General features: G+C 71.9%; 11 protein-coding genes. 5 read left to right on the top strand and 6 right to left on the bottom strand.

Features of this window, described 5'->3' with window-relative positions; translation table 11 throughout:
• The first annotated feature begins 70 nt into the window (after positions 1-70).
• On the top strand, positions 71-3,214 hold the full coding sequence (locus ACWGE1_RS25150) for a sacsin N-terminal ATP-binding-like domain-containing protein (RefSeq protein ID WP_453422748.1): 3,144 nt from the start codon (positions 71-73) through the stop codon (positions 3,212-3,214).
• Between the two features lie 43 nt (positions 3,215-3,257).
• On the opposite strand, the gene ACWGE1_RS25145 is transcribed toward ACWGE1_RS25150, so the two are convergent.
• Together ACWGE1_RS25145 and ACWGE1_RS25140 are read right to left on the bottom strand one after the other, a co-directional pair.
• Positions 3,258-5,729, bottom strand: a complete 2,472-nt coding sequence (locus tag ACWGE1_RS25145) for an HAD-IC family P-type ATPase (RefSeq protein WP_453422747.1) — start codon at positions 5,727-5,729, stop codon at positions 3,258-3,260.
• A 257-nt stretch (positions 5,730-5,986) separates the two neighbouring features.
• On the bottom strand, positions 5,987-6,301 hold the full coding sequence (locus ACWGE1_RS25140; protein WP_453422746.1) for a DUF2530 domain-containing protein: 315 nt from the start codon (positions 6,299-6,301) through the stop codon (positions 5,987-5,989).
• Between the two features lie 128 nt (positions 6,302-6,429).
• Between ACWGE1_RS25140 and ACWGE1_RS25135 the strand changes: the two genes are divergently transcribed.
• Positions 6,430-7,893, top strand: a complete 1,464-nt coding sequence (locus ACWGE1_RS25135) for an NCS2 family permease (protein ID WP_453422745.1) — start codon at positions 6,430-6,432, stop codon at positions 7,891-7,893.
• Between the two features lies 1 nt (position 7,894).
• Here the strand turns inward: ACWGE1_RS25135 and ACWGE1_RS25130 are convergent, their stop codons facing one another.
• Positions 7,895-8,077 carry a ribbon-helix-helix protein, CopG family gene (locus tag ACWGE1_RS25130; protein WP_183067875.1) on the bottom strand — a complete coding sequence of 61 codons (183 nt, stop codon included), beginning with the start codon at positions 8,075-8,077 and terminating at the stop codon, positions 7,895-7,897.
• Positions 8,078-8,206: 129 nt separating this feature from the next.
• On the opposite strand from ACWGE1_RS25130, the gene ACWGE1_RS25125 reads away from it, so the two are divergent.
• The 3 genes from ACWGE1_RS25125 (at position 8,207) to thpR (ending at position 10,698) form a co-directional block, all read left to right on the top strand.
• Positions 8,207-8,644: a MarR family winged helix-turn-helix transcriptional regulator gene (locus ACWGE1_RS25125; protein ID WP_030010566.1), complete on the top strand. Its 438-nt coding sequence runs from the start codon at positions 8,207-8,209 to the stop codon at positions 8,642-8,644.
• A gap of 26 nt (positions 8,645-8,670) precedes the next feature.
• Complete coding sequence (locus ACWGE1_RS25120) at positions 8,671-10,029, top strand: MFS transporter (protein WP_453422744.1); 1,359 nt, start codon at positions 8,671-8,673, stop codon at positions 10,027-10,029.
• A gap of 114 nt (positions 10,030-10,143) precedes the next feature.
• Positions 10,144-10,698, top strand: coding sequence for an RNA 2',3'-cyclic phosphodiesterase (thpR, locus tag ACWGE1_RS25115; protein WP_453422743.1), 555 nt, complete (start codon positions 10,144-10,146; stop codon positions 10,696-10,698).
• Between the two features lie 72 nt (positions 10,699-10,770).
• Here thpR and ACWGE1_RS25110 read toward each other — a convergent pair whose 3' ends face one another.
• From ACWGE1_RS25110 to ACWGE1_RS25100, 3 genes are all read right to left on the bottom strand, one after another.
• Entirely contained in the window at positions 10,771-12,285 is a 1,515-nt protein-coding gene (locus ACWGE1_RS25110; protein ID WP_453422742.1) for a peptidoglycan DD-metalloendopeptidase family protein, read from the bottom strand.
• Positions 12,286-12,377: 92 nt separating this feature from the next.
• A complete protein-coding gene (locus ACWGE1_RS25105) occupies positions 12,378-13,808 on the bottom strand; it encodes an FG-GAP repeat domain-containing protein (RefSeq protein WP_453422741.1) in 1,431 nt (476 codons plus the stop codon).
• 194 nt (positions 13,809-14,002) lie between these two features.
• The gene (locus tag ACWGE1_RS25100) at positions 14,003-14,167 is read right to left on the bottom strand and encodes a hypothetical protein (protein ID WP_453422740.1); all 165 of its coding nucleotides are present in this window, start codon (positions 14,165-14,167) and stop codon (positions 14,003-14,005) included.
• Positions 14,168-14,443: the final 276 nt, after the last annotated feature.

Here is a 14,443-nt window from a genome sequence, read left to right as displayed (position 1 = left end):
GGCCGGGGCGTGGGGGGTCTTCCGCACGCGGTACCGTCAGGGTCCGGCGGCGAATCCTGGAGGCAGCGGCGTGAGCGTGCGAGTGACGGCGGCCCAGAGCGGCGTGGACCCCTTCGGCACGGCCCGGCTGCGGCGCGGGGTGCTCGATGCGTGGGGTGCGGGCCCGGCCCGGTTCCGCGAGGACGCCAACGCCGAGGAGGACCTGGCGCTCGGCGGCTACCGCGACCGGCTCGTCGTGGAGCTGGCGCAGAACGCCGCCGACGCCGCGGCCCGGGCCAAGGTGCCCGGCCGGCTGCGGCTCACGCTGCACGAGGGTGAGGGCGGGCACGCGCTGCTGGCCGTCGCCAACACCGGTGCCCCGCTGGACGCGACGGGCGTGGAGTCGCTGAGCACCCTGCGCGCCTCCGCCAAGCGGGAGCCCTCCGGGGACAGCGTCGGCCGCTTCGGCGTCGGCTTCGCGGCCGTGCTGGCCGTCTCCGACGAGCCCGCGGTGCTCGGCCGCCACGGCGGTGTCCGCTGGTCCCTGGCCGAGGCCCGCGAACTGGCCCGGGGCGCCGCCGTCGGCAGCCCCGGCCTCGGCGACGAACTGCGCCGCCGCGACGGGCACGTTCCGCTGCTGCGCCTCCCGCTGCCCGCCGAGGGCACCGCCCCCGAGGGCTACGACACCGTCGTGGTGCTGCCGCTGCGGGACGCCGCCGCCGAGGCCCTGGTGGAGCGGCTGCTGACGGGCATCGACGACGCCCTGCTGCTCACCCTGCCCGGGCTGCGCGAGATCGTCGTCGAGACCCCGCCGGGCAGTGCGGCCGGGGGCGTCCGCACGCTGTACCGCCGTGACGAGGGCCCGTACACCGTCATCGAGGACACCACCGCCTCCGGCACGGTCACCCACCGCTGGCGCACCGTCCGCCACGGCGGCCCCATCGAGCGCGCGCTGCTCGCCGACCGGCCCGTCGAGGAGCGGCTGCGGCCCGCCTGGGCGGTGTCCTGGGCCGTGCCCGTCGACTCCGACGGCGCCCCGGTACGCCCGGACACGGCCCCCGTGGTGCACGCGCCCACCCCCACCGACGAGCCGCTGGGCATTCCGGCGCTGCTCATCGCGACCCTGCCGCTGGACACCACCCGCCGGCATCCCGCGCCGGGTCCGCTGACCGACTTCCTGGTGGAGCGCGCGGCCGACGCGTACGCCGAACTCCTCGGCGCCTGGGACCCGGTGACCACCGCCCTCGTGGACCTGGTGCCCGGCCCCCTCGGCAGGGGCGAGCTGGACGGGGCCCTGCGCGCCGCCGTCCTCCAGCGCCTGCCCCGTACGGCCTTCCTCGCACCGGCCGCGCCGCCCGAGCACGCGGAGGAGCGCGCCGCCCTGCGCCCCTTCGAGGCCGAGGTGGTGGAGGGCGCGGGCGCCGACACCGTGCGCGTCCTCGCCGAGGTCCTTCCGACCCTGCTCCCGGCGGGCCTCGAACGCCGGGCGGAGCTGCGCACGCTGGGCGTGGGCCGGCTCCCGCTGGGCGACGCCATCGAGCGGATCGCGGGCATCGAGCGGACCCCCGACTGGTGGCACCGGCTCTACGACAGCCTGGCCGGGGTGGACCCCGACCGGCTGTCCGGGCTGCCCGTGCCGCTCACCGACGGCCGTACCGCGATCGGCCCCCGGCACATCCTGCTGCCCGGCGCGGACACGCCCGCGAACCTGGGCCGCCTCGGCCTGAAGGTGGCCCACCCGGACGCGGCGCACCCGCTGCTGGAGAAGCTCGGGGCCCTCCCGGCCACGGCGCGGGCGGTCCTGACGACCCCGCAGGTGCGGGCCGCCGTCGCCGCCTCCCTCGAAGCGGGCGAGATCTGGGACGAGGACGCCGACACCCTGGACGCCGACGAGCTGGCCGACGTGGTCCTGGGCCTGGTCCGGGATGCCGATCTGGCGCCGGGTGACGAGCCCTGGCTCGGCGCGCTGGCCCTGCCCGACGAGGACGGTGAACTGGTTCCGGCGGGTGAACTGCTGCTGCCCGGCAGCCCCCTGGCCGCCGTGATCCGCGAGGACGAGGTCCCGTACGTGGACGCGGACCTGGCCGAGCGGTGGGGCGGGGGCCCGCTGACCGCCTGCGGGGTCCTGGCCACCTTCCAGCTGGTCCGCGCCACCGATGTGGTCCTCGACCCGGACGAACTGGAGCCGCGCGAGGGCGACTTCGCCGAGCCCGACGACGCGGGGCTGCTGGACGCGGTGGACGTGTGGTGCGAGGACCTCCTCGACCAGCTGCCGGACACCCCGGTCCCGCCGGTGGCGACCGAGCTGATCGCCGTACGGGACCTCGACCTGGTCGACGACGACTGCTGGCCGCAGGCCCTCGCCATGCTCGCGCAGCCGCCGCTGCGCGACGCGCTGACCCAGCCGGTGCGCATCCTGCTGCCGGACGGCACGACGCAGTCGGTGCGCCCGTACACCGCCTGGTGGCTTCGCGACCACCCGGTGCTCGACGGCCGCCGCCCGGCGGGCCTGCGCGCCGCGGGCGGCGATCCCCTGCTGGAGGGCCTCTACACCTCGGCGGACGCCACGGGCTTCGAGGACGAGCAGGTCCTGCGGGCGCTCGGGGTACGGACCACCGTGCCGGCCCTGCTGGACGAGCCCGGCGGCGCGGCCGAGCTGCTGGCCCGGCTCGCCGACCCGGAGCGCGAGGTCACCGACCGGCAGCTGTACGGCCTGTACGGCGCGCTGGCCGATCTGGACCCGGAGCAGGTCACCCTCCCGGACGAGCTGCGTGCGGTGGTGGACGGCGAGGTCCTCGTGGTGGACGCGGCCGATGCGGTGATCGCGGACGCCCCGGACCTGCTCCCGCTCACGGCGGGGCTGCCGCTGCTGCCGGTCACCCCGTCGCGCGCGGCGGACCTCGCGGACCTGCTCCAGGTCCGCCGCCTCTCGGAGACGGTCCCGGCGGAGGTGACCACGCCCGGTGAGGAGCACGAGGTCCCGGAGTCGGTGCTCCTGCTGCTGGGTCCGGCCACCCCGGCGACGTACATCGAGCACGAGGAGCTGGTCGCGGGCGGCACGGAGCTCGACTGGCGCCGCACCCCGGACGGCACGCTCCACGCGTCCACGCTGGAGGGCGTGGCGGCGGGTCTGGCCTGGTCGGCCGGCCAGTGGCCGCGCCGCTTCGAGGTGGCCGCGCTGCTGGAGGACCCGTCCCGGACGGCGGAGCTGGCCCGGGACCGCTGGTTCGACTGACGGGTGGATTCGACTGACCGGTGGAGGGGCCGGGGGGCCCGGCTCAGGCCGGGAACCTGCGGTCGACCCATCTGAAGGTGAACTCGATCAGGACGGCGGCGCCCACGGCGACGGCCACCGCGATCCACGGCATCGTCACGCCCACCAGCTTGAGCTGGAAGAAGTCCTGCAGCCACGGCACGACGAGGACGATCAGGAACGCCAGGCCCATCGCACCGACCAGGCCAACCCGCCACCACGTGTACGGCCGGGCGATGATCGCCAGCACCCACATCGAGGTCAGGAACAGGGTCAGGGTGGCCGCGCTGGACTCGGCCTCCAGGGCGCCCTGGCCCGTGTAGTGGTGCCGGGCGATCAGGTACGACACGAAGGTGGCCGCGGCCGCGATGACGCCGCCGGGGATCGCGTACCGCATGACCCGCTTCACGAAGTGCGGTTTGGCGCGCTCCTTGTTCGGGGCCAGGGCCAGGAAGAACGCCGGGATGCCGATGGTGAGGGTGGACAGCAGCGTCAGGTGGCGCGGCAGGAAGGGGTACTCGACCTGCGAGCAGACCACCAGGATGGCCAGCAGCACCGAGTAGACCGTCTTGGTGAGGAAGAGCGTGGCCACGCGGGTGATGTTGCCGATGACCCGGCGGCCCTCGGCGACCACCGAGGGCAGCGTCGAGAAGCTGTTGTTGAGGAGGACGATCTGGGCCACCGCCCGGGTCGCCTCCGATCCGGATCCCATGCTCACGCCGATGTCCGCGTCCTTGAGGGCGAGCACGTCGTTGACGCCGTCGCCCGTCATGGCGACCGTGTGGCCCGTGGACTGCAGGGCCCCGACCATGTCCCGCTTCTGCTGCGGGCTCACCCGTCCGAAGACGGAGTTGTCGCCGAGGACCTTCGCCATGTCGGCCCGGTCGGTGGGGAGCCCCCGGGCGTCCACGGTGTTCTCCGCGCCCGGCAGGCCCAGCTTGCCGGCGACCGCGCCGACGGAGACCGCGTTGTCGCCGGAGATGACCTTGGCGCTGACGTTCTGGTCCTCGAAGTAGCGCAGCGTGTCGGCGGCGTCGGGGCGCAGCCGCTGCTCCAGGACGACGAGGGCGGTCGGCCTGACCCCGCTGGCGACGGCAGCGTCGTCGAGTTCGCGGGCGGAGCGGGCCAGCAGGAGGACCCGCAGTCCCTGCTCGTTGAGGTCGTTGATCTCGTCGAGGGCCGGGTCCCCGGCGGGGAGCAGCACGTCGGGGGCGCCGAGCAGCCAGGTGTTGTTCTCGCCGTCGCCCTCGCTGAAGCTGGCGCCGCTGTACTTGCGGGCGGACGAGAAGGGCAGGGACTCGGTGCAGCGCCACGCCGCGCTGTCGGGGTAGGCGTCGATGATCGCCTGGAGGCTGGCGTTGGGTCGGGGGTCGGACTCGCCGAGGGCGCCGAGGACCTTCTTGACGTAGGCGGGCTCCGCGCCGCCGAGCGGGCGCAGCTCGGTGACGTCCATGCCGCCCTCGGTGAGGGTGCCGGTCTTGTCGAGGCAGACCACGTCGACGCGGGCGAGGCCCTCGATGGCGGGCAGCTCCTGGACCAGGCACTGCTTGCGGCCGAGCCGGATGACGCCGATCGCGAAGGCCACGGAGGTGAGCAGGACGAGCCCCTCGGGGATCATCGGGACGATGCCGCCGACGGTCCGGGCGATGGCGTCGTTGAGGTTGTTCTCCTTGACGACCAGCTGACTGATGATGAGCCCGATCGAGGTCGGGATCATCATCCAGGTGACGTACTTGAGGATGGTGGAGATGCCGGAGCGCAGCTCGGAGTGCACGAGCGTGAAGCGGGAGGCCTCTTCGGCCAACTGGGCCGCGTAGGCCTCGCGGCCGACCTTGGTGGCGGTGAAGGCGCCTCCGCCGGCGACCACGAAGGAGCCGGACATGACCTGGTCGCCGGGCTTCTTCAGGACGGGGTCGGCCTCGCCGGTGAGCAGTGACTCGTCGATCTCCAGGCCGTCGGCCTCGCCGACGGACCCGTCGACGACGACCTTGTCGCCGGGACCGAGCTCGATGACGTCACCGAGGACGATCTCGGAGGTGGAGATCTCGGCGGTCCGGCCGTCGCGGCGGACCGAGGGCTTGGCCTCGCCGATGACGGCGAGGCCGTCGAGGGTCTTCTTGGCGCGCAGTTCCTGGATGATGCCGATGCCGGTGTTCGCGATGATCACGAAGCCGAAGAGGCTGTCCTGGATCGGCGCGACGATCAGCATGATCAGCCACAGCACGCCGATGATCGCGTTGAACCGGGTGAAGACGTTGGCACGAACGATGTCGGCGGTGGAGCGGCTGCTCCGGACAGGGACGTCATTGACCTCGCCCCGGGCGACGCGTTCGGCAACCTCGGTGGTGCTCAGCCCGCCCGGCTTGAAGCGGGGTGCGGGCGGCTGCACCGGGTGTACGGGGTCCAGCTCGGCCCCCGCGTCGATGGCGGTGCCGGCGGGGGCCGTCCCGCCGCCCGGCTCCGGCCCGTCGGATTCGGTTCCAGCCCGCTGCGTCATGCCTTCGACGTTAAGCGGGGTTCGAACTGTTCACCCGCCGAGCAGCGGGAAGATCCGACCTCAGGATGACCCGAATCGTCCCCTGGTAGCGCCGCGGGTCCTCCCGTGGGGTGGGGACAATCCGGGATGTCCCCGCAGGTCGAGCGAACCCACCGCCGAACCACGGGCCGACCCGGCCAGGGGTTCGCGAGACGAGGAGACGTCCCGGAGGGGCACCGCCCCACCCCGGAGCCCCCGGACCCGCGCCCGCGCCGCCGCTAGGCCTGCGGGCCCGAGCCCGCCTGCCCGGCCTGCCCGTCCTGCGCAGCAGCCCCGGCCGCGGCCTCGGCCTCCGCGTGGCGCTTGAGGGCCTTGTCGCGGCCCCGGACGTACCAGATGCCGATCAGGCCGAGGAAACCGCCGGCCGCGCAGGTCCAGACCCACCACAGCTGGCCCCGGTCGGCGAACCACCCGTAGAAGGGCAGCTGGACGAGGAAGAGGGCGAACCACAGGATCGTGCCACCTGTGACGGTGGCGACGACGGGGCCCTCCAGGGGCTCGGGCGCCTCGTGCTTCGCAGTCCATTTCGCCATGCGGCAAGTCTAGGCGGCGCGAAACGTCATCTACGCGCGGAGATGGACGCCCTTTCGTTCATGTGTTCATACTGAAACGGTTTGGGCGCGGCCCATTTTCTTCGTATGAACCACCCAATGAGGACCGTATGAGCACCCCGGCCCCCGCCCCCGCATCCACCGCCCCGGAGCCTTCCCCCCAGCTGCCCTCCGGCCCGATGGACCGCTTCTTCAAGATCTCCGAGCGCGGCTCGACCGTCGCCCGCGAGGTCCGCGGCGGCTTCGCGACCTTCTTCGCCATGGCCTACATCATCGTGCTCAACCCGATCATCCTGGGCAGCGCGAAGGACATGTACGGGCACCAGCTCGACGGCGATCAGCTGGTGACGGCCACGGTCCTGACGGCCGCCTTCACCACCCTCCTCATGGGTGTGATCGGCAACGTCCCGATCGCGCTGGCCGCCGGCCTCGGCGTGAACACGGTCGTCGCGCTCCAGCTCGCCCCCCGCATGAGCTGGCCCGACGCCATGGGCATGGTGGTCCTGGCCGGCTTCGTGGTGATGCTGCTCGTCGCCACCGGCCTGCGCGAGCGGGTCATGAGCGCCGTCCCGCTGGGCCTGCGCAAGGGCATCGCCATCGGCATCGGCCTGTTCATCATGCTGATCGGCCTGGTCGACTCGGGCTTCGTCTCGCGCATCCCGGACGCCGCGCACACCACGGTCCCGCTCCAGCTCGGCGGCACCGGTCACCTCGACGGCTGGCCCGTGCTGATCTTCGTGATCGGCGTGCTGCTCACCCTCGCGCTGCTGATCCGCAAGGTCCCGGGCGCGATCCTGATCTCCATCGTGGTCATGACGCTCGCCGCCGTCGTCGTCCAGCTGATCGCCGAGCTGCCCGACTCGGGCTGGGGCCTCATCGTCCCCGAGTGGCCCGGCAACCCGGTGGCCGCGCCCGACTTCGGGCTGGTCGGCCAGGTCAGCCTGTTCGGCGGCTTCGGGAAGGTCGGGATGCTGACCGGCATCCTGTTCGTCTTCACCGTGCTGCTGTCCTGCTTCTTCGACGCCATGGGCACGATCCTCGGCGTCGGCGACGAGGCGAAGCTGATCGACAGGAAGACCGGCGAGTTCCCCGGGATCAACAAGGTCCTGCTGGTCGACGGCCTGGCGGTCGCCTCGGGCGGCGCCACCTCCTCCTCGGCGACCACCTGCTTCGTGGAGTCCACGGCCGGGGTCGGCGAGGGCGCCCGTACGGGTCTGGCGAACGTCGTGACGGGCGGCCTCTTCGCCGTGGCGCTGTTCTTCACCCCGCTCGCAACGATGGTCCCGTCCCAGGCGGCCACCCCGGCGCTCGTGGCCGTCGGCTTCCTGATCCTGGCGGGCTCGGTCAAGGACATCGACTGGAGCGACTTCACCATCGCCGTTCCGGCGTTCCTGGCCATGGTGACGATGCCCTTCACCTACTCGATCACCAACGGCATCGGCATCGGCTTCATCAGCTTCTGCGTGCTGCGCCTGGCGACCGGCCGGGGCCGCGGGGTCCCGGTCGCCATGTACGTCGTGGCGGCGGTGTTCGTCTTCTACTACGCGATGCCGGCCCTCGGCCTCGCCCAGTAGCTCACGTCAGCCCGTAGAACTTCTCTGTCTCGTCGACGGCCGCTTTGAAGCGCTCGTCGAAGTCGTCGCGAATGAGCGTCCGGACCACGTAGTCCTGGACGCTCATTCCGCGTTTGGCGGCATGGATCCGGAGCCTCTCGAGGAGCTCCCCGTCTATGCGCATGCTCAGCACATGTGTCCCCATGCCGAAAGAGTCGGGGCAGAGGGTGCGGACGCGTGTCACTTTCAGCCGCCGACTCACCCGTATGAGTGACCCCGGGTGTAGGCGGAAAACCGGTGTTCCTTAGCGAGGGTAATGAGTTACTCTAAATACATGCATGACCTTTCCCATGGTGACGACGCTGCCGCCGTGAACGACCTCCGCTCCGCCGTCATGCGGCTGGGGCGACGCCTGAAGCACCAGCGCGTCGACGAGTCGCTGAGCCCGACCGAGATGTCGGTCCTCGGCACCCTCGCCCGCTGCGGCCAGGCCACACCCGGCGAGCTCGCACGGCGGGAGCACGTCCAGCCGCCGTCGATGACGCGCATCGTCGCGTTGCTGGAAGCCAAGGGACTGGTCACGCTGGAACCGCACCCCGACGACCGCCGCCAGAAGGTGGTCCGCCAGACGGAGGAGGCCGAAGCGATGCTCGAAGAGAGCCGCCGCAAGCGCAACGCCTTCCTGGCCGGGCTCGCGGCCGAGCTGACCGAGGACGAATGGGCCAAGCTCCGCGCGGCCGCACCCGTCCTGGAGAAGCTCGCGCACCTGTAAGGAACGACGCCAGGAGGCGAACGCTTTTGAGTACGGGAACCGGAGCAGACTCCGCACCCGGCCACATATCCACCACACCTACCGCCGCGCGCACCGCGGCACCCGCGAGCAGGAATTCGATGTTCAGCTCGCTGAGGATCCGGAACTACCGGCTCTTCGCGACCGGGCAGGTCGTCTCGAACACGGGCACCTGGATGCAGCGCATCGCCCAGGACTGGCTGGTCCTCTCCCTGACCGGCTCCGCCTCCGCCGTCGGCATCACCATCGCGCTGCAGTTCCTTCCGATGCTGATGTTCGGCCTCTACGGCGGCGTACTCGCGGACCGGCTGCCCAAGCGGCCGCTGCTCCTCGCCACCCAGAGCGCGATGGGCCTGACCGGCATCGCCCTCGCCGCCCTCACCCTGGCCGGACACGTCCAGGTCTGGCACGTCTACCTCGCCGCGTTCCTGCTCGGCCTCGTCACCGTCGTCGACAACCCGGCCCGGCAGACCTTCGTCCCCGAGATGGTCGGCAAGGACCAGATGGCCAACGCCGTCAGTCTGAACTCCGCCAACTTCCAGTCCGCGCGGCTGGTCGGCCCGGCGATCGCCGGTGTGCTGATCACCGCCTTCGGCTCCGGCTGGGCCTTCCTGCTGAACGGACTGTCCTTCGCCGCGCCCATCGCCGGCCTGCTGATGATGCGGACGCAGGAACTGCACCCCGTCGAGCCCCGGCCCCGCGCCAAGGGGCAGCTGCGCGAGGGCCTGCGCTACGTCGCCGGGCGCCCGGAGCTGATCTGGCCGATCGTGCTCGTGGGCTTCATCGGCACCTTCGGGTTCAACTTCCCGATCTGGCTGTCGGCGTACGTGAGCGACGTCTTCCACGGGGACGCGGGCACCTACGGGCTCTTCAACACCCTGATCGCGGTCGGCTCCCTGGCGGGCGCCCTGCTCGCGGCCCGGCGCGGACAGTCCCGCCTGCGGGTGCTGGTGGCCGCGGCCGTGCTGTTCTCGGTCCTGCTCCTGGTGACCGCCTTCGCGCCCGGCTTCTGGCTGTTCGCCGCCCTGCTCGTACCCATCGGGGTCTTCGGCCTGACGGTCAACGTCACGGCCAACTCCAGCGTGCAGATGGCGACCGACCCCGAGATGCGGGGCCGGGTCATGGCCCTGTTCATGATGGTGTTCACCGGCGGCACCCCGCTGGGAGCCCCCCTGCTGGGCTGGATCACGGACACCTACGGCGCGCGGATCGGCATGGCCGCGGGCGGCGTGATCTCCCTGGCCGCCTCCGTCGCGATCGCCGTGGTCCTGGCGCGCGTCGGAAACCTCCGGCTGCGGGTGAACCGGCACGGCGTGACGTTCGTCCCGGCCGTCCCGCGCCACCGCGAACTGGTGACGGTGGCCTGACCCCGCTCCTCAGACGCCGGAGGGGCTGAAATGCAGCCTCGCCGGCGTTCGAGGCGCGGGGGTTCGGGGGCGGAGCCCCCGACAACGGCGCCGCGCACGGCTACGCTCGCCGGCATGAGACTGTTCGCAGCCGTCCTGCCGCCGGAGGCAGCCGTCGCCGAGCTGGCCCGGGCCGTCGACCCTCTGCACGACGACCACCTGACATGGACCGCGCGCGCGGGCTGGCACTTCACGCTCGCCTTCATGGGCGAGGTGCGCGACGAGGTGCTCCCGGAGCTGCACGCCCGACTGGAGCGGGCCGCCCACCGCACGGACCCCTTCGCACTGCGGCTGCACGGCTGCGGCCACTTCGGGGAACGCGCCCTGTGGACCGGCGCCGCCGGCGAGCTCGCCGCCCTGCGGATGCTCGCCGAACGGGCCGACGCCGCCGCCCGGCGGGCCGGCGTACCGATGGACCAGCACCGCCGCTACACCCCGCACCTCACCCTGGCCCGCAGCCGCAGCGCCGCCACCCCGCTGCGGCCGTACCTGGACGCCCTCGCGGACTTCGAGGGCACGCCCTGGCAGGTCGACACGCTCAGCCTGGTCCGCAGCAACCTCCCCGTGAGCGGGGTGCCGGGCGAGCAGCCCCGCTACGAGACCGTGGGGGCCTGGCCGCTCGGCGGCTGACCGCGCGGACACGACGAAACACCGTGGGCGGCCCTCCTGCAGGGACGGGCCGCCCACGGTGTTCACAGGTGCTTACCAGCCGCCGGTACCGATCTCCTTGCGGGCACCCAGGGTGCCCGCGCCGGTGCCCGGGTAGAGGAAGAGCTTGCCCGTGGAGTTCTGGACGGCGATCAGGTCGTCCGACAGCTGCGAGTTCAGCAGGTCGCCGCCGATCAGGTCGGACATGCCGTTCCAGCCGCCCGAGCCGATCTGGATGCGCGGGCTCAGGTAGCCCTTGTCACCGGGGTACATGAACAGCTTGCCCGTGGACTTCTCCACCGCGACCAGGTCCTGGCGGCCGCTGTTGTTCAGGTCCATGCCGGTCAGGTTGGACATGCCGTTCCAGCCGCCCGAGCCGATCTCCTTGCGGGCGGCCAGCTGGCCGCTGGACGTGCCCGGGTAGAGGTACAGCTTGCCGGTGGACTTCTCGACGCCCGCCAGGTCCGCGATCTTGTCGCCGTTGAGGTTGAGGCCGGTCAGGCTGGACATGCCGTTCCAGCCGCCGGAGCCGATCAGGACGCGGCTGCCGCCGGAGGCGATCGTCGAGTTGTCGGCGCCCTTGTAGAGCCACAGCTTGCCGGTGGACTCCTCCACCGCGACGATGTCGTCCTTGCCGTCGCCGGTGAAGTCACCGCCGGTCAGGTTGGTCATGCCGTTCCAGCCGCCGGAGCCCAGCAGGACACGGTTGCCGCCGGAGGCGATGGTGCCGTTGGACGCACCCTTGTAGAGCCACAGCTTGCCGGTGGACGCCTCCACCGCGGCGACGTCGACCACGTTGTCGCCGTTGAGGTCGGCCGAGGCCAGGTCGACCATGCCGGTCGAGCCGGTGCCGCCGTCACCCGGGCCCTCGGGCTTCGGCTCCGGGGTCTTGGTCTCGCAGTTCTTGCTGGTCAGCGACTTGGACCAGCGGTCGTAGCCGCTGAAAACGCTGCCGTTGAAGACCGTGCGCTGGTCCACCAGGTCGTGGCGCTGCTCGTAGTGGAGGTGGGCGCCGGTCGACCGGCCGGTGCTGCCGACGATGCCGATCTGCTGGCCCGCCCTGACCGTGGCCCCGCTGGAGACGTTGAAGCCGTTGAGGTGTGCGTAGACGGTGGACCAGCCGCCGCCGTGGTTGATGACCACGTACTTGCCGTAGCTGTCGTTGCCGAGGTCCCTCACCTTGGACACGACGCCGTCGGCGCTCGCCACGACGGGGGAGTTGACCGTCGAGCCGCCCTGCGTCCAGTCGATCGCGTTGGGGGTGGGGGTGTGGCCGGGGCGGGAGGCGCCCTGCCAGGTCTCACCGCACTTGAAGGGCATCTGGAAGTCGGGGCGTTCGTCGCCGGCGGTGGCCGCCATGGCCATCATCATCTGCGGGGCCTCGGGCAGGCCGAGGTCGGCCGCGGTCAGCTCGGGCATGTCGCCGTGCGGGTCCTCCGGACCGCCGTCGGCGTTGGCGCCACCGGCCGAGAGGGCCACGGCGGCGACGGTGGCGCAGACGAGGCCGGTGGCCATGCGGACCCGGCGGGACATGAAGCGGGAGAGGGTGGAGGTGGTCTCAACAGACATGGGAGTGCTTCCAAACCGGCACGGAGGTGCCAAAAAAGGTGTCAGGGAAGGGAGTTGCGAAAGGAGAGCGGGGAGATGCGTCGGGCGTGGGGCTACCAGCCGCCGGTGCCGATCTCCTTGCGCGCCCCCAAACCCGTGCCGGTGCCCGGGTAGAGGTAGAGCTTTCCGGTGGCCTTCTCGACGCCGACGAGGTCGTCGTTCGCGTTCGAGGTGAAGTCGCCGCCGGTGAGGTCGTTCATGCCGTTCCAGCCGCCCGAGCCGATCTCGGTGCGGGCGTTCAGGCCGGTGCCGTTGCTCTTGTAGAGGAAGAGCTTGCCCGTCGAGGTCTCGGCCCCGACGATGTCGGTCTTGCCGTCGTTGTTGATGTCCATGCCGACCAGGTCGTGCATGCCGTTCCAGCCGCCGGACCCGATCAGTACGCGGGTGCCGCCGCCACCTATGGAGCCGGCGCCGTTGCCCTTGTAGAGCCACAGCTGGCCCGTCGACTTCTCGACGCCCACGATGTCGGCCTTGCCGTCGCCGTTGAAGTCGCCGCCGACCAAGTCCTTCATGCCGTTCCAGCCGCCGGAGCCGATCTCCTTGCGGGAGCCGACACCGCTGCCCGTGCCCGGGTAGAGGTAGAGCTTCCCGCTGGACTCCTCGGTCGCGACGAGGTCGTCCTTGCCGTCGCCGTTGAAGTCGCCGCCGGCGAGGTTGGACATGCCGTTCCAGCCGCCGCTGCCCATCTCCACGCGGGTGCCGCCGGTCGCGACGGTTCCGGCGGAAGTGCCCTTGTAGAGCCACAGCTTGCCGGTCGAGGCCTCCACGCCGACCACGTCGTCGACGGCGTCGCCGTTGATGTTGACCGCCACGAGGTCGGTCATGCCGGGTGCGGGCGCGGGCGGCGTGGTCACATCGTCCACGACGTTCTTGTTGCGCACCGGGACGAAGGGCCCGTAGCCGTCGTAGTACGGGTAGTCGTAGACGCGGTGGTGAACTCCGCTCGGGGTGAAGTCGAAGCCCCAGTACTTGGTACGGCTGGAGTCGACCCACTTCTCGAAGAGGACGACGTGGCCGCTCGAACCGGAGTCGTCGTCGAGGAGGGCGTCGCCCGCCTTCAGCTCCCCCTTGGAGATCTGCTCGGTCACGCCGCGGGGGCCGAAGGTGTCGGTGAGCAGCGAGGAGTCCAGGTCCCAGGCCATCGAGACGAATCCGGAGCAGTCGGTGCGGTAGCCGCCGTGGCGGCCGCCCCCGCCGTAGCGCAGGCCGATGCCGACCCAGCTCTTGGCGCGGGCGATCACCGAGCTGCGGGTGATCTTCGTGCTGGCGGAGGAGTAGAACGCCGCCCGGACCTCCCCGTCGACCGGCTCCTCCGCGCCCTGGCCGGTGCTGCCGTAGTCGTCTGCGACGGGGGGTTCGGCGGTGGCGGCCGCCGGGGCGGCGAACGCCGCGGTGTCGACGGCGACCACGGTGCCGGCGGCGACGGCCCCGGCGATGAGGGCGGCTACGGCGGCGTGGCGGGTGTTCAACCCGTATCGGGACATGGCTGTGCTCCGGTTCTGGTCAGGTGAGGTCTGGGGTGGCCGGGAGCGCGGGCTCCACCGGCGGCGGTGCGAAGTGCGGTGCGCGGCTTGCGAGGTGCGGCGTGCGATGTGCGATGTGCGGTGGGGCGGACAGCTGTCCTGCAGGTACAGCGGTCCTGGGGATCCTGCGGATGGTGCGGGCGCGGCGGGCCGGGCTAGCGCGGGCCGGTCACCGCAGTGAGCGGGGTGCTCGCCGGGCCGGCCGTTCCGGTCGCCGGGACCGAACGGTCCGGGGCGTGGGCGGAGGCCATCGGTGCGACGGAGGTGATCCCGAGGGTGAGGGCGACGACCGCGGTGGCCCGGAGGATTCCAGTACGCATGGGGGTGGTTCGTCCTTCCGGAGGAAGTGGGCTGGTGGCTGTCCCCGTCGCCCACGGACGTCCCGCGGTGGCGTCCGTTCTGGGCTTTCAGGGCTTGTCCCGGGGGCTTGTCCCGCTGACAGGCAATAGATTCGCCGCTGCCCGGGGCGGGCGGAAGAGAGATCGACTGGCCCGATCGGGCCATGGCCGAACACGGCCACACCGGCCCGTTCCGGCCCCTGTGGCCGGATCCCGGCATACGAAAGCCGCCCGGCGCGACCACTCTCGTGGTCGCAC

This window comes from Streptomyces sp. NPDC054932 (assembly GCF_053610205.1).
This window is presented reverse-complemented; position numbering and strand designations above follow the sequence as displayed.